This window comes from Streptosporangium sp. NPDC049248 (genome assembly GCF_040678965.1).
Classification (GTDB): Bacteria; Actinomycetota; Actinomycetes; order Streptosporangiales; family Streptosporangiaceae; genus Streptosporangium; species Streptosporangium fukuiense.
Genome location: NZ_JBFAQY010000001.1, coordinates 615,840 through 636,816 on the forward strand (window position 1 = coordinate 615,840; position 20,977 = coordinate 636,816).

General features: G+C 70.1%; 17 protein-coding genes. 12 read left to right on the forward strand and 5 right to left on the reverse strand.

All coding sequences use genetic code 11. From position 1 onward, the window contains the following. Positions 1-27: 27 nt before the first annotated feature. Together AB0K21_RS02860 and cofD are read right to left on the reverse strand one after the other, a co-directional pair. Positions 28-1,347 carry a coenzyme F420-0:L-glutamate ligase gene (locus tag AB0K21_RS02860; RefSeq protein WP_364147310.1) on the reverse strand — a complete coding sequence of 440 codons (1,320 nt, stop codon included), beginning with the start codon at positions 1,345-1,347 and terminating at the stop codon, positions 28-30. Then, positions 1,344-2,309, reverse strand: coding sequence for a 2-phospho-L-lactate transferase (gene cofD, locus AB0K21_RS02865; protein ID WP_343980325.1), 966 nt, complete (start codon positions 2,307-2,309; stop codon positions 1,344-1,346). The genes AB0K21_RS02860 and cofD overlap by 4 nt, the downstream gene beginning before the upstream one ends. A 237-nt stretch (positions 2,310-2,546) precedes the next feature. Here cofD and AB0K21_RS02870 point away from each other — a divergent pair, with 237 nt between their 5' ends. From AB0K21_RS02870 to AB0K21_RS02885, 4 genes are all read left to right on the forward strand, one after another. Then, a complete protein-coding gene (locus AB0K21_RS02870; RefSeq protein WP_364147314.1) occupies positions 2,547-4,730 on the forward strand; it encodes a hypothetical protein in 2,184 nt (727 codons plus the stop codon). Positions 4,731-5,037: 307 nt separating this feature from the next. Beyond that, entirely contained in the window at positions 5,038-5,298 is a 261-nt protein-coding gene (locus tag AB0K21_RS02875) for a WhiB family transcriptional regulator (RefSeq protein WP_037969494.1), read from the forward strand. 254 nt (positions 5,299-5,552) lie between these two features. Further along, positions 5,553-8,438: a glycosyltransferase family 2 protein gene (locus AB0K21_RS02880; protein ID WP_364147317.1), complete on the forward strand. Its 2,886-nt coding sequence runs from the start codon at positions 5,553-5,555 to the stop codon at positions 8,436-8,438. Continuing rightward, positions 8,435-9,850, forward strand: coding sequence for a DUF5719 family protein (locus AB0K21_RS02885; protein WP_343980314.1), 1,416 nt, complete (start codon positions 8,435-8,437; stop codon positions 9,848-9,850). The genes AB0K21_RS02880 and AB0K21_RS02885 overlap by 4 nt, the downstream gene beginning before the upstream one ends. A gap of 17 nt (positions 9,851-9,867) precedes the next feature. On the opposite strand, the gene AB0K21_RS02890 is transcribed toward AB0K21_RS02885, so the two are convergent. Then, on the reverse strand, positions 9,868-10,323 hold the full coding sequence (locus AB0K21_RS02890) for a metallopeptidase family protein (RefSeq protein WP_343980311.1): 456 nt from the start codon (positions 10,321-10,323) through the stop codon (positions 9,868-9,870). Positions 10,324-10,573: 250 nt separating this feature from the next. On the opposite strand from AB0K21_RS02890, the gene AB0K21_RS02895 reads away from it, so the two are divergent. From AB0K21_RS02895 to AB0K21_RS02915, 5 genes are all read left to right on the forward strand, one after another. Continuing rightward, positions 10,574-10,942 carry a DUF3499 domain-containing protein gene (locus AB0K21_RS02895; protein ID WP_343980308.1) on the forward strand — a complete coding sequence of 123 codons (369 nt, stop codon included), beginning with the start codon at positions 10,574-10,576 and terminating at the stop codon, positions 10,940-10,942. A gap of 356 nt (positions 10,943-11,298) precedes the next feature. After that, positions 11,299-12,654 carry a phosphomannomutase/phosphoglucomutase gene (locus tag AB0K21_RS02900; RefSeq protein ID WP_343980306.1) on the forward strand — a complete coding sequence of 452 codons (1,356 nt, stop codon included), beginning with the start codon at positions 11,299-11,301 and terminating at the stop codon, positions 12,652-12,654. A 4-nt stretch (positions 12,655-12,658) separates the two neighbouring features. Next, positions 12,659-12,832, forward strand: coding sequence for a Trm112 family protein (locus AB0K21_RS02905; RefSeq protein WP_012888128.1), 174 nt, complete (start codon positions 12,659-12,661; stop codon positions 12,830-12,832). Further along, positions 12,829-13,935: an SIS domain-containing protein gene (locus tag AB0K21_RS02910; RefSeq protein ID WP_364147322.1), complete on the forward strand. Its 1,107-nt coding sequence runs from the start codon at positions 12,829-12,831 to the stop codon at positions 13,933-13,935. Before AB0K21_RS02905 ends, AB0K21_RS02910 begins: the two co-directional genes overlap by 4 nt. Positions 13,936-13,983: 48 nt before the next feature. After that, entirely contained in the window at positions 13,984-14,913 is a 930-nt protein-coding gene (locus tag AB0K21_RS02915) for a cation diffusion facilitator family transporter (RefSeq protein WP_343980296.1), read from the forward strand. Here AB0K21_RS02915 and AB0K21_RS02920 read toward each other — a convergent pair. Then, positions 14,905-15,261, reverse strand: a complete 357-nt coding sequence (locus tag AB0K21_RS02920; RefSeq protein ID WP_037969490.1) for a MerR family DNA-binding transcriptional regulator — start codon at positions 15,259-15,261, stop codon at positions 14,905-14,907. The genes AB0K21_RS02915 and AB0K21_RS02920 overlap by 9 nt on opposite strands. Positions 15,262-15,482: 221 nt before the next feature. Here AB0K21_RS02920 and ahcY point away from each other — a divergent pair, with 221 nt between their 5' ends. Both ahcY and AB0K21_RS02930 read left to right on the forward strand, forming a co-directional pair. Next, complete coding sequence (gene ahcY / locus AB0K21_RS02925; RefSeq protein WP_343980288.1) at positions 15,483-16,910, forward strand: adenosylhomocysteinase; 1,428 nt, start codon at positions 15,483-15,485, stop codon at positions 16,908-16,910. Positions 16,911-16,989: 79 nt separating this feature from the next. Beyond that, positions 16,990-18,231 (forward strand): adenosylhomocysteinase, encoded by a 1,242-nt coding sequence (locus AB0K21_RS02930; protein WP_343980285.1) that lies wholly within the window; start codon positions 16,990-16,992, stop codon positions 18,229-18,231. 104 nt (positions 18,232-18,335) lie between these two features. Here the strand turns inward: AB0K21_RS02930 and AB0K21_RS02935 are convergent, their stop codons facing one another. Next, positions 18,336-18,989: a DUF305 domain-containing protein gene (locus AB0K21_RS02935; RefSeq protein WP_364147327.1), complete on the reverse strand. Its 654-nt coding sequence runs from the start codon at positions 18,987-18,989 to the stop codon at positions 18,336-18,338. 385 nt (positions 18,990-19,374) lie between these two features. Between AB0K21_RS02935 and AB0K21_RS02940 the strand changes: the two genes are divergently transcribed. Next, positions 19,375-20,790, forward strand: coding sequence for a hypothetical protein (locus tag AB0K21_RS02940; protein ID WP_364147330.1), 1,416 nt, complete (start codon positions 19,375-19,377; stop codon positions 20,788-20,790). Positions 20,791-20,977 lie beyond the last annotated feature (187 nt).

A 20,977-nucleotide genomic window follows, 5' to 3' on the forward strand; every position in this document is an offset into this window, starting at 1 on the left:
CCGTGACCGCCCGGTGTGCGGGGATGGCTAGCGGACGACGACGAAGTCCGATGCCTGGCGGGGGGCGCGGTCGCGGGGCGGGGCCGCGGGGTGGCCGATGGCGACGGCCCCCATCGGGTCCCAGCCGGCGGGCAGGTCGAGGACCTCGCGGACGACGTCGCGGCAGAACATCGTGGAGGAGACCCACGCGGAGCCCAGACCCTCCACCGCGAGCTGGACGAGGAAGTTCTGCACTCCCGCGCCGACCGCGACCACGAACATCTCCCGCTCGGCGGCGTTGCGCCGGTCGTCGCGGTAGCTGTGCGAGCCGTCCATGACCAGGCAGGGCACCGCCAGGTACGGGGCCGCGCGCAGTACGTCGCCCCGCCTGACCCGCCTGGCGATCGACTCCTCTACGAGGCCGTCGCCGCGCAGGTCGGCGATCCAGGCCTCGCGCATGGCGTCCAGCAGCTTCTCCCGAGTCCCCGCGGACTCCAGCAGGACGAACCGCCACGGGGTCGTGTGGTGCGGGGCGGGCGCGGTGATCGCGGCGTCGACGGCCCTGCGGACCTTGGCGCCGTCCACGGGCTCCGCGGAGAACTCCCGGATGGTTCTGCGGGCGAAGACCACGTCGCGGGAGCCGTACCGGAACATGTCGTCGGCGGACGGGCGGACCAGCTCTCGGATGCCAGGCCCGTCGTCCTCGGTGGTGTACTCGGCGAGGCCCCTGATCACCGCCACCGGGGTCTGCGCGACCTTCCCCTTGACCAGGTCTCCGGCCGCGGCGAACTCGTCGGCGACGGCGGTCAGGGTGACCTCCAGCGCGTTGCCGTAGTCGTCGGACATGCCTCGGTAGTCGAGAGAGGGAGTCACCCCGGCGACGCCGACGGCCATGTCGGTCTGGCCGTTGCGCCACGGGCGGCCGAAGGTGTCGGAGATGATCACGCCGACCGACACGCCGAGCAGTTCCGCGATGCGCGCCCTGACCGCCGAGGCGGAGGCGTCCGGGTCGAGGGGCAGCAGGACCACCGTGTCCGGCCGGGTGTTGGAGGCGTCGACCCCGGCGGCGGCCATGACGAACCCGTGCCTCGTCTCGGCGATCACGGTCTCGCCCCTGCGGGCGACCACCCGCCTCGTCTCCGCGCCGACGGCCTCGGCGCGGTTCACACCGTGCAGGACCCGGCCCTCGGCCTTGCTTGAGATCTTGGAGGTGACCACGAGGATGTCGCCGTCACGCAGGTCGGGCAGGGCCGTGACGATCAGCTCCCCGACGTCGTCGCCCTCGTGGACCTCGGGTATGCCGGGAACGGCGAAGATCTCCACCTTGACGTCGGCGGGACTCCGCCGCCCGCGCCTGCTCCGGCTCATCGCGAGCCCTCCCCACCGGCGGGGGAGGACGCGAGCCGCGTGGCCATGTCCAGGGCCGCGCGGGCGATGGCGGCGGCGGCCTCGGCGTCGTGCATGATCAGCGGGCGGGCCTCGACGTCGACGCCGGCGAGGGCCACCCCGGCGTCCTCCTCCGCGACCAGCCAGCCGTTCACCAGCGGTGACCCGTACAGCTCCAGGACCGCCTGCGCGGTGGTCCGCACGCCGATCGCGGTCAGGCAGGCGTCGGCCATGCCGCGGACGGGGGCGCCGCCGATGATGGGGGAGACACCGACGACCGTCTTGCCCTCCAGGGCCTCGCGGATGCCCTTGATCTGCAGGATCGTGCCGATGCTGACGACCGGGTTGGACGGCGGGAGGATGACCGCGTCGGCGGCGGCGATGGCCTCCAGTACGCCGGGGGCGGGGGACGCCTGGTCGGCGCCGACCAGGATGATCTGCTCGGCGGGAACCGAGGCGCGCAACCGCACCCACCACTCCTGGAAGTGGATGGCGCGGCGGCCCCGCTCGTCGGTGATGACCACGTGGGTCTCGGTCCGGTCGTCGCTCATCGGGATCAGGTGCACGCCCGGCTGCCAGCGCCGGCACAGTGCCTCGGTGACCGCCGACAGCGGGTATCCGGCGTCGAGCATCTGGGTGCGCACGATGTGGGTGGCGAAGTCGCGGTCGCCGAGGCCGAACCACTGCGGCTCGACGCCGTAGGCGGCCAGTTCCTCCTTGACGACGTGCGACTCCTGTCGTCGTCCCCAGCCCTGTTCCTCGTCGATGCCACCGCCCAGGGTGTACATAACAGTGTCGAGGTCGGGGCAGACCCGCAGGCCGTAGAGACTGATGTCGTCACCGGTGTTGCCGATGACGGTGATCTCGGAGTCGGGGGCGGCGGTGAGAAGACCCCGCAGGAAGCGGGCACCACCGATTCCGCCGGCGAGGGACACGATGCGCATGCCGTCCAGTGTTCCACTAGGTCGTCACGGATGTCGGCGGGGTGCCGGGAGAGGGGGGCGTAGTCTTTTCATGATCGTTATGAGGGCTGTCCGTGCTGGCAGAATCGCCTGTCCTGGTGCCCGAATTAGGGGCATATAAGGTGCAATGGAGCACTTATGGGGTTGGTGGGCTTCCTGGGACTACCAACAGCAAAGTCAGCCATGTGCAAAACTGGCCCGGGTTTACCTAAAGACCCTATGGGGGTAGTTGTGATCAATGTCGAGGCGGGCCGGCTCCGGGAACCGGCGGCGTGGCTCATGCTAGCCGTCGCGTCCGCGAGCGTTCTCGTCGGCATCGAACGCCTGCTGTTCGGTGGATCGTCCTTCGCCGTGCGCGCGACGGGCTACCTGGGTCAACTCACCTCGCCGACAACCGCCGCGCTGCTCGTCGGCGCCGTGCTGCTGGCCACCCACCTCGGTCCGGTGATCGAGCGGCTGAAGCCGATGGCCCTCGTGGCGGCCGGTACGCTCGCGCTCTCCGTGCTCTTCGGCGCGATCAGCCTGCTCACCGCGCTGTTCGGGGGGGTGACGGATCTCCAGGAGAAGATCGAAATTCTCCTCATCCACCTGCCCGCCCTCGCGCTGATCACGGTCGCACTGCTCTACGTGCTGCCGAAGGCGATCCCCGCCGGTTCACGCGCCGGTGCCCTCCGCGCCGAGGACGGTTTCGGCCGCCCCGCCGAGCACCCCCGGGAGCAGGGGTACCACCCCCAGCAGCCCGTTCCCGCGCAGGGACCGGTCCCCTTCCAGGACCATCCGCAGGGACAGGTCCCCTTCCAGGACCACCCGCAGGGGCCGGGCGGGTACCCCCAGGGCCAGATGGCGCAGCAGGGTGTCCACCACCCGCAGGATCAGGCTCCGCCGGGCGGCCACGGTTACTCGCAGGAGGCGCCGCCCGCCCAGGCTCCGCAGCCTCCGCAGAACCTCCCCGCGCTTCCGCCCGCGCCCGCGCACGTCTCCGAAGGGTACGGGCAGCAGGCGGCCTCCTACGCGCCGTCCGCGCCGCAGGCGGGCGACGGGCAGCCCCAGCCTCCCTACCAGCCGCCCGCCGAGAGCCAGCCGTACGCTCCCCCGCCCGGTTCCTACGCGCAGTCCCCCCAGCAGCCGGAGCCGCAGGGGCAGGGGTACCCGCAGTCCATGCCGCAGCCGCCACAGCCCGTCTCCCAGCCCGTCGCGCAGACCGGGGGCTACACCCCGAGCCCGTACATCGCGGCCGACGTCCAGCCCCCGGCCCCGGCCAAGCCGTACGAGCCGCCGGCGGCCGCCTATGACCCGCCGGTCTACGCCGCTCCGGTGGATCAGCAGCCCCAGACGGAACCCCGGCTGCCGAGCTATTCTCAGTTCCCCGACTCGGCGTACGGGCAGCCCGAGCCGCAGGGCTTCGGCCGGCAGGCCGACCCGCCGGCGTACGGTCAGGAGTCGCAGCCGGTGAGTTCCGGGCGGCACTCCAGCCCGAGTCTGCCGAGCTATCCGCAGTTCCCCGACTCCCCGGCGTACGGACAGCCGGAACCGCAGGGCTTCGGCCGGCAGGCCGACTCCTCGGCGTACGGCCTCCGCCCGGAGCAGCGGCAGCCGGACTACGGGCAGGCCGATCTTCCCGGGTACGGGCAGCCCGAGCCGCAGGGCTTCGGCCGGCAGGCCGACTCGCCGGCGTACGGCCAGGAGTCGCAGCCCGCGGGCTCCGGCCGGCGCTCGGAGTCGCAGGCGCAGGGCTACCCGCAGGCCGAGCCGCACTCCGAGCCGCCGGCCTACCAGCGGCCCGAGCCGCAGGGCTTCGGGCAGCAGGACTCGCAGCCGTCCGGCTACGGCCACCAGTCCGAGCAGCAGGTCCCCGCGCCCTACCCGCCGGTCGACGGCCGCCAGGGGCCGGCGTTCGACGGCCAGGCGCAGTCCTTCCCGCAGCCTCCGGAGAACTATGGCCAGCCGTTCGGCGGTTACCCGAGCGCGGAGTTCGCCCGCCCGGCCGAGCCGGGCCCGCAGTATCCCGCGCCCGATCCGGTGGACCTCAGATCACAGCAGATGGCCCAGGCGTACCAGCAGGCGGAGAGCTACCAGCAGCAGGCCCAGGGCACCGAGCCGCAGCTTCGCGTCCCCGAGTACGGCTCCTCCGGCTACGACGGCCCGTTCGGGCATCCGCAGCAGGCGCCCCAGGCCCCCCAGGTTCCGCAGAACCCCCCGGCCCCGCAGGCCCCGTACCAGCCGCAGGGCGGCGGTCACCAGTGGGACCCGCGCTCGGAGGCGACGCTCAGGTTCGACCCGAGCACCTACACCGGAGACCCGCTGAGCGACCCCGCGCTCGCCGTCAGGACGTGGGACTCGCAGCCGATAGACCCCACCGCGATCTACAAGCCCGAACAACGCCCAGGTCAGGGCATGGATTAGCAAAGCCCGGATAGAGAGAGGGTGGGCCCCGGTCAGGATCAGAACATGTCCTGGTACGGTTCCGACCGCCGAGAGCACTGAGCCCCTGGCGATCGCGGCGATCACCTGGTGCAATTGCCGTCGTGGCAGGCACACGACCCACAACCGGGGAGAGCAGGTCTTTCCCCGGATACCAGCATGCCGCTTGACGCCACACCGGGCACGCGCGTGTAATTACACACGTGTTGTTACGCCTTTCTCTGGGTGGGTAAGGGGGAGGCGTTCATAGGGGGGCTCCATTTGCGGGCGTGCGGCAGGGAGGTGTGCAGTGGCCGACCTGGTCATCGCACAGGAGAGCATCGCTGAAGAGCAGCTTGGCTGGCAGGAGCGCGCCTTGTGCGCGCAGACCGACCCGGAGGCGTTCTTCCCGGAGAAGGGAGGCTCCACCCGCGAGGCCAAGAAGGTTTGCCGCTCCTGCGAGGTGCGTGCCGAGTGTCTTGAGTACGCGCTGGAACACGACGAGCGGTTTGGAATCTGGGGTGGGCTGTCGGAGCGGGAGCGACGGCGGATCAAGCGTGAGGCGGTCTGAGCCGTCCGCGAAGCGGACGGCTGTAAGGCTTGGGCACGCCGAGGTCCGGACGGTCTGGAAATCCAACCACTGAAGAACACCGAAGAAGTATGTGACGCCCCTTCGGGGGCGCTTGACGAATATGTCCATGGGGCCACGTGACCGTCGGTCGCGTGGCCCTTTTTCATGCGCGCGACCAGGTGTAAGACATAGTCAGACATAGGGTGTCGTATCGTTGTCGCGCCGATCATCAACACCTCCTGAACACGGGACGTATGTCCATCACCGACTCCCAGCGCCCCCATCGCCCCCACCACACGGTCACCGCGATCGTCGTCTCCCACGACGGCTCCCGCTGGCTGGGGGAGACCCTGGAAGCCCTGCTCCGGCAGACCCGTCCGGTGGACCGGGTCGTCGGGGTCGACAACGGCAGCAGGGACGGCAGCGCCGCGCTGCTGACCGGAGCCCTCGGCTCCAGAGCCGTGCTCACCCTGCCGCGCTCGACCGGCTTCGGCGAGGCCGTCGCCGAGGTGCTCGACAAGCTCGGCCCCGGCGGGGGGCAGGAGTGGATCTGGCTGCTGCACGACGACTGCGCGCCGGACGTCGATGCCCTGCGGATCCTGCTGGAGGCCGCCGAGGCGGATCCCCGGGCGGCGGTGCTCGGCCCCAAGCTCCGGGACTGGCTGGACCGGCGGATCCTGCTGGAGGTCGGCGTCACCGTCGACCGCACCGGCCGCAGGAACACCGGGCTGGAGGCCCGTGAGTTCGACCAGGGGCAGTACGACGGGATCAGGGACGTGCTCTCGGTCTCGACCGCGGGCATGCTGATCCGCAGGGATGTCTGGGAGGAGGTCGGCGGTCTCGATCCGGCCCTGCCGCTCTTCCGTGACGACCTCGACCTGTGCTGGCGGGTCAGGGCCGCCGGATACCGCGTGCAGAACGTCACCCGGGCGGTCGCCTGGCACGCCGAGGCCGCCACCAGGCGACGCCGCCGGATCACCGCCAGCGGTGACCACCCCCGCCGCCTGGACCGGCGTAACGCCCTCTTCGTCGTCATGGCGAATCTGCCGCTGAGGCCGCTGCTGTGGGCGCTGGTACGCAACGCGTTCGGCTCCGTCTTCCGCACGGCGCTGTTCCTGGTGGCCAAGCAGCCCGCCAACGCGCTGGACGAGTTCCTCGCGTTCGGCTCGGTGTTCGGCCATCCCATTCGGATGATCAAGGCTCGGCGGGTGCGGGCCAAGGGGCGCAGGCAGGCGTACCCGGCGATCAGCCGGTTGCTCACCCCACCCGGTGCCGGCTACCGGCGGCTCGTCGACCGGGCCCAGAACTATCTGGCCGGGGGCGGGTTCGTGGAGTCCGAGGGGCGCCACCACGCGGTGGCGGCCTCGCCGCACCCGCAGCAGGAGGACGGCGAGGAACTGCTCACCGACGCCGGTGTGATGCAGCGCGTCTTCGGAAACCCGGGCGTCCTGCTCTTCCTGGCGCTCGCCCTGGTCACGCTGATCGCCGAGCGCGCCCTGACCGGCGGCGCCAGGCTGGGCGGCGGCGCGCTCGTCCCGGTGATCGGCGGGGCCTCCGACCTGTGGGATCTCTACCGTGAGAGCCACCACCAGACGGGGCTGGGCACCGACGCGTGGGCTCCGCCGTACGTGGCGGTGCTGGCCGTGCTCTCCACGGTGCTGTTCGGCAAGACGTGGCTCGCGGTCTCGCTGCTGCTGCTCGGCTGCGTGCCGCTGGCGGGGATCTCCGCGTACGCGGCCACCCGGTCGATGATCCCGGGTCGCTGGACCCGGGTCTGGCTGGCCTCCTCCTACGCCCTCCTGCCGGTGGCCACCGGCGCGGTCGCCGCGGGCCGGCTCGGCACCGCGGTGGTCTTCGTGCTGCTTCCCGTCTACGCGGCGCTCGCCACCACGGTGCTCGCCGGGGAGCGGCGCCGTGCCCGCCGCGCCGCCTGGGGCCTGGGGCTCCTGCTGGCCGTCGGCACCGCCTTCGCCCCGCTGGTCTACCCGCTGACCGCGATCCTCGGCGCGCTGGCGGCGCTGGCCTTCCCGCGCCGGGGCGTCGCCGTCTCGATGCTCGTGGCGTTCGCCGTGCCCGTGGTCCTGCTGTTCCCCTGGCTGGCCCAGCTGGTCGCGGATCCCAAGCGGCTGCTACTGGAGGCCGGGCTGCACCAGCCCGCGCTGGTCGACCCCGGGCTGCCCGCGCAGTCGTTGCTGCTGCTCAGCCCGGGCGGGCCCGGCATGCCGCCACTCTGGGTGACCGGCGGTCTCATCGCCGCCTGCCTGCTCGCGCTGCTGATGCGCCGCAACCGGATGGTCATCGCGGTCGGCTGGGGCGTCGCCCTCTTCGGCGTGCTGGTGGCCATCCTGGTCAGCAGGACCCCCGTCACCTCGATCAACGGCGACGTCGAGGCTCCCGCCTGGCCCGGTGTGCCACTGGCCTTCGCGGCCACCGGCATGCTCGTGGTGGCCGCGCTCACCGCCGACCGGGTCGTGGAGTTCCGGGCGGCCGGCGGGCTGCGCAGGCTCGCCGCGCTCGGGGTCGTGCTGGTCGCGTTCTCCACACCGCTGCTCGCCGCGGGCATGTGGATCGCCGAGGGGGTGAACGGCCCGATCCGCGGAACCGTACGCGACGTCATGCCCGCCCTCGCGGCGGTCAACTCCGCCGGTGACGAGCGGACCCTGCTGCTGCGCACCTCGCCGAACGGTCTGCTCTTCACGGTGCTGCGCGGACGTACCCCGGTGATCGGCGAGGCAGACATCCCCGTGCCCGAGGGGCCCAGGGAGCGGGTCCGCGTCGCCACGGCCGGGCTGGTGTCCGGCAGGGGCGGCGACGACGCCCGGGTGCTGGCGGCGCACGGTGTCCGGTTCGTCGTGATGACCGCGCCCGTCGACGCGGCGATCAGCGCCGCCCTCGACTCGCAGCCCTCGCTGGCGAGGATGAGCCTGTCCCGCTCGGTCGGCGTGTGGCGGCTGACCCAGCCGATCGCCGTTCCCGTCACCCCGCCCGGCGACCCCTGGCACAGCCGCTGGCTGTGGGTACAGGCCGCGCTGGTGCTGGTCGTCCTGGTGCTGGCCGCGCCCGGCTCGCGTACCGAGTCCGACCAGCCCGCCGCCCCGCAGGACCTGCCCGAGTCCCGTAGAGAGCTGGCCCCCCGGTGAAATCCCTGATCGAGAACCGGTTCAGCCTGCTGGTGCTGGTGCTGGTGGCCCTGCTCGCCCTGTACGGGGTGGCCTCCGCCACCCAGCCGCAGACGGCCGCCACCTCCGCGCCACAGGCTCAGAAGGTTCCCGTCGCCTCGGTGACGACGGTCTGCCCATCGCCCGGGGACGCCTCCGTCGGCGTGGTGGCCCCGCCGGGCAGCCGGGCACAGGGGACCGCGGCACTCGTCACCGGTGACAGGACCCTCGCCACCCTCGACACCCCAGGCCGCCTCTGGCATGAGAAGATCCCCACCTCGTCACCGCCCCTTGTCATCACGGCCACCGGGAGCATGGCGGCGGGCCTGGAGGTGGCGCAGACCCGCAAGGAGAAGTCGGGCAGGCAGCGGGGACTGGCCGGGGTGCGCTGCACCGAGCCGGTGGCGAGCACCTGGCTGGTCGGCCCGGGGCCGGCCGCGGCCGAGGTCACCCTCTACCTGACCAACGCCGACCTCGCCCCGGCCATCGTGGAGATCATGGTCTATTCGGGCGAGGGTCCCGTGGTGGCCGACAGCGGTGGTGTGTTCACCCTGAAACCCGGTGAGAACCGTTCGATCAAGGTCGGGGATCTCGCGCCCTCGGCGCTCGCCCTGGCGATCCAGGTGCGCACCAGCTCCGGGCGGGTCACCGCCGCGGCCAGGGCGATCATGAACGGTGGGCGCGGCGTCGACTGGTTGCCCGCCTCCGCGGCCCCCGCCACCCGCGTCGTGGTGCCGGGCATCCCCGGCGGTGGCGGGAAACGCGAGCTGCTCGTCGCCTCCGACGCCGAGGTCGACACGCTGGTCGAGGTCAGGGCGCTCACCCCCGAAGGGACGTACGCGCTCAAGGGCCGCGAGCTCGTCGAGGTACCCGCCGGTTCCGTCGCCACCCTCGACCTGTCCACCGGGATCGGCGGCCAGCCGTCCGCGCTGCTGCTCACCTCGGAGACCCCGATCGTCGCGGGGCTCGTCGCCACCGGCACCGGGGCGAAGGTCGACGTGGCCTTCACCGCCGGGGCGGACCCCGTCGACCTGGGAAGCGTCGTCGCCGACAACCGCACGGAGGGCAAGGTGACCTCCCGGCTGCTGCTGACCGCGCCGGACACGGCGGGAAAGGTGAGCGTGCAGGTGGTTCCGCGCAAGGGCGAGCCGGGCGAGCCGTTCCAGGTGGACATCTCCGCCTCGCGTACCAAGCAGGTCAAACTGCCCAAGGTGGACGGGGTCTTCGCGGTGGTCGTGCAGCCGATGCCCGGCTCGGGACCGGTCTACGGCGGGCGCGTCATGGACGAGCGGCGGAAGGGCGGGCCGGCGCTGACCGTGCAGCCACTGGCCGCGGCCCGGATGTGGGCGCTGATCCCGCCGGTCGCGGAGTCCGCCGCGACGGTCCTGCCCTGACAGGCGGTTCGGACGGGTCAGTCGTGGTCGTCGAAGCCGGGGTCGATCGATTCCGGAGAGAGTCCGAGCAGGCCCGCCACCTGCTCGACCACCGCCTCGTGCACCATCGCGCCGAGGTGGTCGCGGTCGCGGGACCGGCTCTCCAGGGGGCGGCGGTAAATGATCACAATGGCCGGGCGGTTCCCGTCGGCGGGCTTGGCCCGTCCGAACGGGATCGGCTCGCCGGCCGGCAGCCCGGGGCCGTCGCCCAGCTCGCTGATCGGCGGGACCTCCTCGACCGCGAACTCCACGGCCGCCAGTTGCTTGGCCCACCGGGGCTTGAGCCGGTCGACGGCGTCCAGGACGAGATCGTCGAACCGCTCGCTGCGGGACTTGGCGATCGGCACGTGCGAGGGCGCGAGCGGACCGCGCAGGCCGCGGCCGTGCCTGTCGCGCCTGCGGGGAGAACGAGGTCTGCCGGGTGCCGGGCTCACGGCCCCAGCTTAGACGTGACCCGAGCGGGGGTGGGAGTGCCGGTGACGGAAGGTGGCGTATCGAGTGCGTGGGGCGGTGGTGCCGTGCGTCGGGTGTGGGACCCGAGCAGCCGTGTGGCGGGAGCGCGGAGGAGGGGCGTAAGCCATACAGGCGGGTGGAAGCCGGGACACGTGTCCGAATTGTGGCGACACGCTCGTTAAGAGCGCTCAGATAGTGGCGCCCCGGACGCTTACCGGATACGGTCCCACCGTGAGCCCCGTCCGCCGCTGTTCCCGCACCGCGTGCAGTCAGCCTGCCGTTTTCACGCTCACGTACGTCTACGCCGATTCGACCGCTGTTCTCGGGCCCTTGGCGACGTACGCCGAGCCGCACTGTTACGACCTGTGTGCCGAGCACGCCGAGCGGCTCACCGCCCCCCGCGGCTGGGAGGTGGTCCGCCTGCCGACTGACAGTGCCACACCGAGTACGGACGATCTGGAGGCCCTCGCCAACGCGGTCCGCGAGGCCGCGAGACCCGCCCCCAGCGGCGGCACCGAACCGGTCGGTCAGGGCGTCGAGGTCGGGCGCCGGGGTCATCTGCGGGTGCTCCGCTCCGCTCAGCCCCAGCGCGACCGCTGACCCTACTAGGGTGGGGAGTAGGAGCTGCTCGGATATGAGCGCGCGCCGTTATGCTTTGACATGCTTGGGAGAGTGGTACGGCCTGTTGACCGTGGCTTCGCCGTGGCCGGCGAGGGTTTTGGTCTCCTGAAGCGTTGATCGTGCTCACGGTCAGGTCGCCCAGAGTTGCGGGGAGACTTTAAACGCTCGTGGAGTCGGTGTGAGACCGGGCCGCAAGGTCAGGCGGTCGGCGGTGAAGCGAGAACTCCCACGAGGGAGAACGTTCGCGTCGTAAGGCGCGGACTGCCCGACAATGCGCTGACCAGCGTTAACTGGAAGGCAACGGCAGCGGACACGACGCAGAGGGTGGAGCTGGAGTGGGCGACCTTGTCAAGATCTTCAAAGCGTACGACGTTCGTGGCGTCGTGCCGGACGAGCTCGACGAGGAGACCGCCGAAGCGGTCGGCGCGGCCTTCGTGGAAGTGACCGGGGCCGAGACCGCCGTGGTGGCACACGACATGCGCGAGTCGTCGGCGCCGCTGGCGGCGGCCTTCACCAGGGGGGCCGCCTCGCGGGGAGCCGACGTGATCCACGCCGGGCTGGGCTCCACGGACCTGCTCTACTACGCGAGTGGCAGCCTCGGCCTGCCCGGGGTGATGTTCACGGCCAGCCACAATCCGGCCCGCTACAACGGCATGAAGATGTGCAGGGCCGGCGCCGTGCCGATCGGCGGTGAGACCGGGCTCATCGAGATCCGTGACCGGGCCGCCGCGATCCTGGCGTCGGGCGGTCTCGGCGGGCAGGGGGGTGGGACGGTCTCCGGGCGCGACCTGCTGCGCGGTTACGCCGATCACCTGCGCGGCCTGGTCGACCTTTCCGGCATCCGGCCGCTGCGGGTCGTGGTCGACGCGGGGAACGGGATGGGCGGGCACACGGTTCCGACGGTCTTCGAGGGGCTGCCCATCGAGCTGACCGCCCTGTACTTCGAGCTCGACGGCACCTTCCCCAACCACGAGGCCAACCCCATCGAGCCGGACAACCTGCGCGACCTGCAGAAGACGGTGCTCGATGTGGGCGCCGACATCGGACTGGCCTTCGACGGCGACGCGGACCGCTGCTGGGTGGTCGACGAGCGTGGCGAATCGGTCTCGCCGTCCACGATCACCGCGCTGGTCGCCGCCCGGGAACTGGTCAAGCACCCCGGCGCCGTGATCATTCACAATCTGATCACCTCCAGGGGCGTTCCGGAGATCGTCACCGAACTCGGCGGCCGGCCGGTCCGCACCCGGGTGGGTCACTCGTTCATCAAGGCCGAGATGGCCGAGACCGGCGCGGTGTTCGGCGGCGAGCACTCCGCCCACTACTACTTCAGGGACTTCTGGTTCGCCGACTCCGGCATGCTGGCCGCGCTGCACGTGCTGGCCGCGCTGGGCGAGCAGGAGAAGCCGCTCTCGGAGATCCTGGCCGGATACACCCGCTACGCGGCCTCCGAAGAGATCAACAGTACGGTCGCCGACCAGGTCGCGGCGACGGAGCGGGTTCGCGAGGCGTTCGCCACCCGTGACGGCGTCACCTTCGACGAGCTGGACGGCCTGACCGTCTCCGGCCCGGGATGGTGGTTCAACCTCCGTCCGTCCAACACAGAGCCGCTGCTCAGGCTGAACGCCGAGGCGGCAGACGAGATTCAGATGGCAGCGATCAGGGACGAGGTCCTTGCTGTCGTGAGGAGCTGAACGAGTGAAGATCGACGACTGGTTGCTGGAGATCCTGGCCTGCCCCAACTGCAAGTCCCCGCTGCGAGCCGAGCCCGAGGTGGACGAGCTGTCCTGCACCTCCGCCTCCTGCGGCCTGGTCTACCCGGTCCGGGACGACATCCCGGTCCTGCTGGTCGACGAGGCCCGGAAGTCGTGAACTGGGAGCCCGATCGGCTCGACGACGGAAAGCAGCCGGCCGACGGTGACCCGTCGGGCATGCTGCGGGCGGTGGCCGACTCGGCCGCGCAGGTCCGCACCTCCCACCGGGTCGCCATGGAGTCGGGCCTGTCCGCACTCGCCGAGGACGGCCGGCCCCGGGCGATCGTGGTCGCCGGCGTGGGCGGTTCCGGCATCGCCGGTGACGTCCTCGACGTGGTGTGCGGCCACGGTGCCCCGCTGCCGATCGTGACGGTCAGGTCCTACCGGCTGCCCGGCTGGATCGGCGCGACCGACCTGGTGATCGCGGTGTCGCACTCCGGCAGAGCCGAGGAGACGCTCACGGTTGCCGCCGAGGCGGTCCGCCGCGGTTGTCGCCTGCTCGCCGTCGGCGCCCCCGAATCTCCGCTCCACGCGATCGCCAGGCAGGCGGGAGCGCCGTTCGTGCCCGTCACGGCCGGCGGCCGGCCGCGTGCCTCGCTGTGGGCGCTGTCGGTCCCGCTGGTCGTCGCCGCCGCCGGATTCGGTCTGGTCGAGGCGGGCGAGCAGGTGTTCGAGGGGGTGGCCAAGCGCCTTGAGGACCTCGCGCACCGCTGCCGTCCGACGAGCGAGTCGTTCATCAATCCCGGCAAGTCGCTCGCCATGGAGATCGCCGAGACCGTGCCGATGATCTGGGGATCCTCCCCGGTGGCGGCCGTCGCGGCCCACTGGTGGGCCTGCGGGCTCAACATGAACGGTAAGTATCCGGCGATGTGGGGAGAACTCCCCGAGGTCGACCACAACCAGGTGGCCGCCCTCGACGGCCCGCTCGCCCACCGCGACATCTTCGCCGACGAGAGCGGCAGGTCGCTCCGGCTGTTCGTGCTGCGCGACGTGGACGAGCACCCCCGGGTCGTACGGCACCGGGAGGCGTCGGTGCGGCTGGCGGAGGATCGTGGCGTTCCGGTCACGCAGATCGCCGCCGAGGGGGAGCACCCGCTGGAGCGGCTCGCCACGCTGGTCGCACTCGGAGACTTCGCGAGTACCTACCTCGCTCTCGGGTACGGGATCGACCCGGCCACTGTGTCGGCGATCACAGAAGTCAGGTCGAGGATTTCGCAATAGGATCCTGTCTCATCTTTACCAGAGCAAATGAGCTGAGCGGAGGCTGCCGTGAGCGCGGGCGGCGGTACCAAGGCAATCATCGCGGCGTTGGCCGCCAACCTGTCGATCGCGGTGGCCAAATTCGTGGCGTTTCTCTTCACGGGTTCGTCATCGATGCTCGCCGAGTCGGTCCACTCGGTGGCCGACTCGGGCAACCAGGCCCTGCTGCTGGTGGGCGGGAAGCGCGCGCAGCGCGCGCGCACGCCCCAGCATCCCTTCGGGTACGGCCGGGAACGCTACTTCTACGCGTTCGTGGTGGCGGTCGTGCTGTTCACCATCGGCGCGGTGTTCTCGCTCTACGAGGGCTGGCACAAGATCTCCGAACCGGAGGAGCTCACCTCCCCGATATGGGCCTTCGGTGTGCTGATCTTCGCGATCATCGCCGAGGCGTTCTCGTTCAGGACGGCGATCATCGAGTCCAACACGGTCCGGGGGAACCAGTCGTGGGTGCAGTTCATCCGCCGCGCCAAGTCGCCCGAACTGCCGGTCATCGTGCTTGAGGACCTGGGGGCGCTGCTCGGCCTGCTCTTCGCGCTCTTCGGCGTGACGATGGCCGTGGTGACCGGCGACCCCGTCTGGGACGGCATCGGCACCCTGATGATCGGTGTGCTGCTGGCCGTCATCGCGGTCATCCTGGCGATCGAGACCAAGTCGCTGCTGATCGGCGAGGGCGCCGGTCCCGAGGTCGAGGTGCGCATCGCGCAGGCCCTGGAGAGCACGCCCGAGGTGACCCGGGTCATCCACATGCGCACGCTCCACCTGGGCCCGGAGGAGATCCTGGTCGCCGCCAAGATCGCGGTGGATCACGACGACACGGCCGCCGAGGTGGCCAGGGGCATCGACGAGGCCGAGCAGCGCGTCCGCGCCGCCGTCCCCGAGGCCCGGGTCATCTACCTGGAGCCCGACCTGGACAGAGCCAGGGTCAACGACTCAGTCTGAACCCGGACGGGACGCCTGAGGACGCTGGAGCAGTCGCAGCGCCTTCTCCTTCTCGAAGTCCAGGGCCCTGCGGGGTGCCTGGAGACGGCCGATCCGCAGCCCCAGGTCCCTTACCGCCTGGGCGACCGCGGGCTCGCTCAGCGTTCGCAGCGCGAAGGCCAGTTCGGCGGGGGAGATGTCGAACCGTTTCTCCAACTCGACGCTCTGGGCGACGGCGGAGAGCTCCTCGGGGCCGAACCGCCGGTGCGCGCCCTGGTTTCTGATCTCCGGGAGCAGGCCGAGCGCCTCGCGGTAGCGGAGCATCCGGGGGGACATGCCCAGCCTCCTGGCGGCCTCGGTGATCCGCATCGCCGCCCCTCTCTGATGAATTTTCGGGAAAGCTTACATTCTTGTGTCAGGTTACCCGCTCAGAGGGTGCGCGGAGGCTCCCCGGACGCCTAAACTCGCAACCGTCGACTTTTCCGGTGGAGTGGCGAGCCCGGCCCGAGAGCGAAGCGTGATCGCGAGACGAGCGCGATCGGCGAGGGTGTGAGGCGGACGCCGCCCATCAACCAGAGGGGTAACCACACATGGACTTCAAGGTCGCCGACCTTTCCCTTGCGGCCTTCGGGCGCAGGGAGATCCAGCTCGCCGAGCACGAGATGCCGGGTCTGATGGCCGTCCGCGAGGAGTACGCCAAGGCCCAGCCGCTGGCCGGGGCGAAGATCATGGGCTCGCTGCACATGACCATCCAGACCGCCGTGCTCATCGAGACCCTGGTCGCGCTCGGCGCGGAGGTCCGCTGGGTGAGCTGCAACATCTTCTCCACCCAGGACCACGCCGCCGCCGCCGTGGTCGTCGGCCCCGAAGGCACCCCCGAGGACCCCAAGGGCGTCCCGGTCTTCGCCTGGAAGGGCGAGACGCTGGAGGAGTACTGGTGGTGCACCGAGCAGGCACTGGCGTGGCCCGGCGGTGACGGCCCCAACATGATCCTCGACGACGGCGGCGACGCCACCCTGCTCGTCCACAAGGGGGCCGAGTACGAGAAGGCCGGCGCCGTGCCCAGCACGGGAGAGGACGACCCGGAGGAGTGGGGCATCATCCTCGACCTGCTCCGCCGCACGGTCACCGACGAGGGCCGCTGGACCCGGATCGCCTCGCGCATCAAGGGCGTCACCGAGGAGACCACCACCGGTGTGCACCGCCTGTACGAGATGTTCAAGGCCGGCACGCTGCTCTTCCCGGCGATCAACGTCAACGACTCGGTGACCAAGTCCAAGTTCGACAACAAGTACGGCTGCCGTCACTCGGTGCTCGACGGCCTCAACCGCGCCACCGACGTGCTGATCGGCGGCAAGGTGGCGGTCGTCGCCGGCTACGGCGATGTCGGCAAGGGCTGTGCCGAGGCGCTCAAGGGCCAGGGGGCCCGGGTCATCATCACCGAGATCGACCCGATCTGCGCGCTTCAGGCCGCCATGGATGGCTTCCAGGTCACCACGCTGGACGAGGTCGTCGGCATCGCCGACATCTTCGTCACCACGACCGGCAACTTCAACATCATCACGGCCGACCACATGGCGCAGATGAAGCACAACGCGATCGTGTCCAACATCGGTCACTTCGACAACGAGATCGACATGGCCGGTTTGGCCAGGATTCCCGGCATCGAGAAGACCGAGGTCAAGCCGCAGGTCCACACCTGGCGCTTCCCCGACGGCAAGCAGATCATCGTGCTCGCCGAGGGCCGCCTGATGAACCTGGGCTGCGCCACCGGTCACCCCTCGTTCGTCATGTCCAACTCCTTCACCAACCAGGTGATCGCGCAGATCGAGCTGTTCACCAAGACCGGTGAGTACCCGATCGGCGTCTACGTGCTGCCCAAGCACCTGGACGAGAAGGTCGCCCGCCTCCACCTCGACGCCCTCGGGGTGAAGCTCACCAAGCTCACCAAGGCGCAGGCCGAGTACATCGGCGTGGACGTCGAGGGTCCCTACAAGCCCGAGCACTACCGTTACTGACACCTGCGGTCAGGTCTCATCGGCCCCCGCGGCGTCGCGGGGGCCTTCGGGCGATCTGGTGGGCGATCTGGGGAGAGACGTGGACAGCGCTCTGGTGGCCGCGGGTGAGCGGAGGATCGGGTGGGCGGCGCGGGCGATGCCGGTGCTCACCGCCCTCGGTGAGCGGTTCGCCGCCGAGCGGCCGCTGGAAGGGCTGCGGATCGCCGCGTGCCTGCACGTCACCGCCGAGACCGCGGTGCTCATGGGCACGCTCAGGGCGGGCGGGGCTGAGATCGCCCTGGCCGCGTCGAACCCCCTGTCCACCCAGGACGACGTCGCCGAGGCGCTCCGTGACTACGGCGTCGTCGTGCACGCGCGGGCGGGGGTCACCAGGGACGTCTACTACCAGCACATCCACCAGGCGCTCGACATCGCCCCCGACATCGTCCTGGACGACGGCTGCGATCTGGTCAACATCCTGCACACCGAGCGGACCGAGCTGCTGCGGACGGTGTCCGGGGGATGCGAGGAGACCACCACCGGCATCATCAGGCTCCGCCAGATGGCCGCTGAGGGGGCACTGAGGTTCCCCGTGGTGGCGGTCAACGACACGCGGACGAAGCGGATGTTCGACAACCGCTACGGCACCGGCCAGTCGACCATGGACGGCATCATGCGCGCCACGAACACGCTGCTCGCGGGTAAGACCGTGGTGGTCGCCGGCTTCGGCTACTGCGGCCGGGGCGTCGCAGAGCGGGCCAGGGGCCTGGGCGCGCGGGTGGTGGTGACCGAGATCGACCCGGTCAAGGCGCTGGACGCCCTGCTGCAGGGCTACGACGTACGGTCGATGGCGGCGGCCGCTCGCGCCGGAGACGTGTTCGTCACGGTCACCGGCAACCGCGACGTGATCAGGGGCGAACACCTGGCGGAGATGAAGGACGGCGCGATCCTCGCCAATGCCGGACACTTCGACGTCGAGATCGACGTCCGCGCCCTGGACGGCCTGGCGCAGGAGATCCACCGGGGGGTACGCCCCAACACCGACGAGTACGTTCTCGTGGACGGTCGCAGGATCCTGCTGCTCGCCGAGGGCCGCCTGGTGAACCTGACGGCCGCCGAGGGGCATCCCGCCGCGGTCATGGACATGTCCTTCTCCGCGCAGGCGCTCTCGGTGGCCTGGCTGGCCCGTGAGCGGCTTCGGCTGGAGCCTGGGGTCTACGACGTGCCGGGGGAGATCGACGTGGAGGTGGCGCGGCTCAAGCTGGCCGCGGCCGGGATCGAGATGGACGAGCTCACCTCCGAGCAGGGGGAGTACCTCCACTCGTGGCGGCTCGGCTCGTAGTAACGCCCGCGCTCCACGCATCGCCCTGAACGCATCGGGCGGGCCGCGCGAGGATTCATGACCCTGTCGCCCTGGCGACGGAGCCGTTCACGAAGGGGAGCGGTTCAGAGTTCGGCCTGCATCTCCCGCATCCTGCGGATCTCGGCACTCTGGGTGACCGAGACGTCGTTGGCCAGCTCCTCGATCCGTACGTGTGAGCCGGAGGTCAGGACCTGCTCGGACATCGTGATGGCGCCCTGGTGGTGCGCGGTCATGAGCTGGAGGAAGAGCCGGTCGAAATCCTTGCCCGAGGCGGCCTTGAGCGCCTCCATCTGCTCGGGTGTGGCCATGCCGGGCATGTCGCCGTGCCCTGCGTGGTGTTCGGGAACCCGCTGACCCTGCTGCTGGAGCCAGGTGGTCATGAACTGGATCTCCGGCCCCTGCGCGTCCTTGATGCGAGAGGCCAGGCCCTTCAGTTTGGTGTGCTCGGACCGGGTCGGGGCCAGGGAGGACATGTCGAGGGCCTGACGGTGGTGAACGATCATGTCCTGGACGTACTTCACGTCGGCCGCGTTGGGGGTGGGCAGGGGCACGAGCGTGGCGGCCTCGCTCGGGTCGACGGTTCTGGCGACCTCACCCGGCCTGCCTGGGACGATCACCGGCGCCGAGGCCTGGGGGGCCGCGGACGGTTTCGGCTCCGAGGTGCACGCGCTGAGAGACAGTGCGGCGATCACGGCGATGAGCGCGACGCGCACCCGGTCTCCTTGCTGAATGTCCATTGACGTCCTTCCACGGCCGGAAGGCCGGGGATCTCGGCTTCCGATCTGCCGGTCGGATCTGTCGATCCGCAGGCCGGCGCGCCCGAAGCCGCCCCGCACGGACACGGCATCTGGAACGCCATGTCCAACGTGGCCGCCGCGGAACACCCCAACCCTAACGGGTCGGGCCGATGTGACGAGAGGGGGCTCGTCACCGAAGATACGCGGCATTTCGGACGGTCTGTCCAGTGCCGCAAGACCGTAAACCCTCTTGGGGTGGTCCGTAAAGGCCGCATGTCGAAAACAGTTGCTGACACTGTGACGGCTTGCCTGACCGACTGCGCAGGATGAACGATTTAGGTATTTATGCACGCTTTATCAGTGCATGTAGCTAGGAGGTTCACGAGTGTCCACCCCCTCTGGGAAGGGCCTGACCGGCCGTTTCCTGTTCGTGGCCGGGGTCGCCGTCGCCACGGTGCTGGCCGCGGTGCCCGCACAGGCCGCCGACATCCCGGCGCCCGGCGAGATCGCCAAGAGCGCGAACATCGAGCACGTCACCAACGTGCCCAAGCCTGCCAACCTGACGGACATCAACACCGACATGGCGTTCCAGGGCGACTACGCCTTCGTCGGTAACTACAGCGGCTTCTCGATCTACGACATCAAGAACCCGAAGAAGACCTCGGTGGTCAGCTCGGTGGTCTGCCCCGGCGGCCAGATGGACCTGTCGGTCTACGGCGACCTGCTCTTCGCCGCGGTCGACTCCTCACGCAACAACGACTCCTGCAGCAGCGTCGGCCAGAGCGCCGCGAACAAGGACTCGTGGGAGGGCGTCCGGATCTTCGACGTCAGCGACAAGAAGAACCCCCAGTACGTCAAGGCGGTCGAGACCAACTGTGGTTCGCACACCCTGACGGTGGTTCCCGGCAAGGGCAGGGACAAGAAGAACGTCTACGTCTACGTCTCCTCCTACAGCCCGAGCGCGTCGTTCCCCGACTGCCAGCCGCCGCACGACAAGATCTCGATCATCAAGGTGCCGGTGAAGGACCCGGCGTCCGCCTCGGTCGTGGCCACGCCGGTCCTGTTCCCGGACGGCGGTAACCCCGGCGAGAGCCTGCCGTACCCCTACCGCACCTCGGCGACGAGCGGCTGCCACGACATCACCGCCTACCCGGAGAAGAACATCGCGGCCGGCGCCTGCATGGGCGAGGGCATCCTGATGGACATCTCCAACCCGGTCGACCCGAAGGTCACCGCCACGGTCCGTGACGACGAGAACTTCGCGTTCTGGCACTCGGCGACCTTCAACAACGAGGGCACCAAGGTCGTCTTCACCGACGAGCTCGGCGGCGGCAGCGCGGCCACCTGCAACGAGGCGATCGGCCCGAACCGCGGCGCCAACGCCTACTACGACATCGAGGGCGGCCAGTTCGCCTTCAAGGGCTACTTCAAGATTCCCCGCCACCAGGACGACACCGAGAACTGTGTCGCGCACAACGGCTCGCTGATCCCGGTCAAGGGCAAGGACATCATGGTCCAGGCCTGGTACCAGGGTGGCATCTCGGTCGTGGACTTCACCGACTCGGCCAACGCCAAGGAGATCGCCTTCTTCGAGCGCGGCCCCGACAGCGCCCACCGGCTCAGCGGTGGCTTCTGGTCCGCGTACTACTACAACGGCCACATCTACGGCAGTGACTTCAACCTTGGTCTTGACGTTCTGAAGATCAATGACAAGCTCACCGACAAGGCCGGCAAGGTCAAGTTCAAGGACCTGAACCCGCAGACCCAGGGTTCCTACCAGCCCGACAACAAGGGTCACTGACCTCTGACGTGATGGCCACCGGGCACCCGACGGGCGCCCGGTGGCCATCACCGGTGACGGGGTGGAGCGCCGGGGCGAATCGAGAAAAGGAGGTAGAGCGTAAACTTTTTCAAGGCCTCAGTAAAGACGTTGAATCATATTTTATTGTGACAAAGTCATGGCTTGTTGACCCGGGTGTCAGTGCGGA

Excerpts from the sequence above, each read along its gene's own strand:
- AB0K21_RS02860 (WP_364147310.1), bottom strand. The coding sequence starts at position 1,347 with ATGAGCCGGAGCAGGCGCGGGCGGCGGAGTCCCGCCGACGTCAAGGTG.
- cofD (WP_343980325.1), bottom strand. The coding sequence starts at position 2,309 with ATGCGCATCGTGTCCCTCGCCGGCGGAATCGGTGGTGCCCGCTTCCTG.
- AB0K21_RS02870 (WP_364147314.1), top strand. The coding sequence starts at position 2,547 with ATGGGGGTAGTTGTGATCAATGTCGAGGCGGGCCGGCTCCGGGAACCG.
- AB0K21_RS02880 (WP_364147317.1), top strand. The coding sequence starts at position 5,553 with ATGTCCATCACCGACTCCCAGCGCCCCCATCGCCCCCACCACACGGTC.
- AB0K21_RS02920 (WP_037969490.1), bottom strand. The coding sequence starts at position 15,261 with ATGCGGATCACCGAGGCCGCCAGGAGGCTGGGCATGTCCCCCCGGATG.
- ahcY (WP_343980288.1), top strand. The coding sequence starts at position 15,483 with ATGGACTTCAAGGTCGCCGACCTTTCCCTTGCGGCCTTCGGGCGCAGG.
- AB0K21_RS02935 (WP_364147327.1), bottom strand. The coding sequence starts at position 18,989 with ATGGACATTCAGCAAGGAGACCGGGTGCGCGTCGCGCTCATCGCCGTG.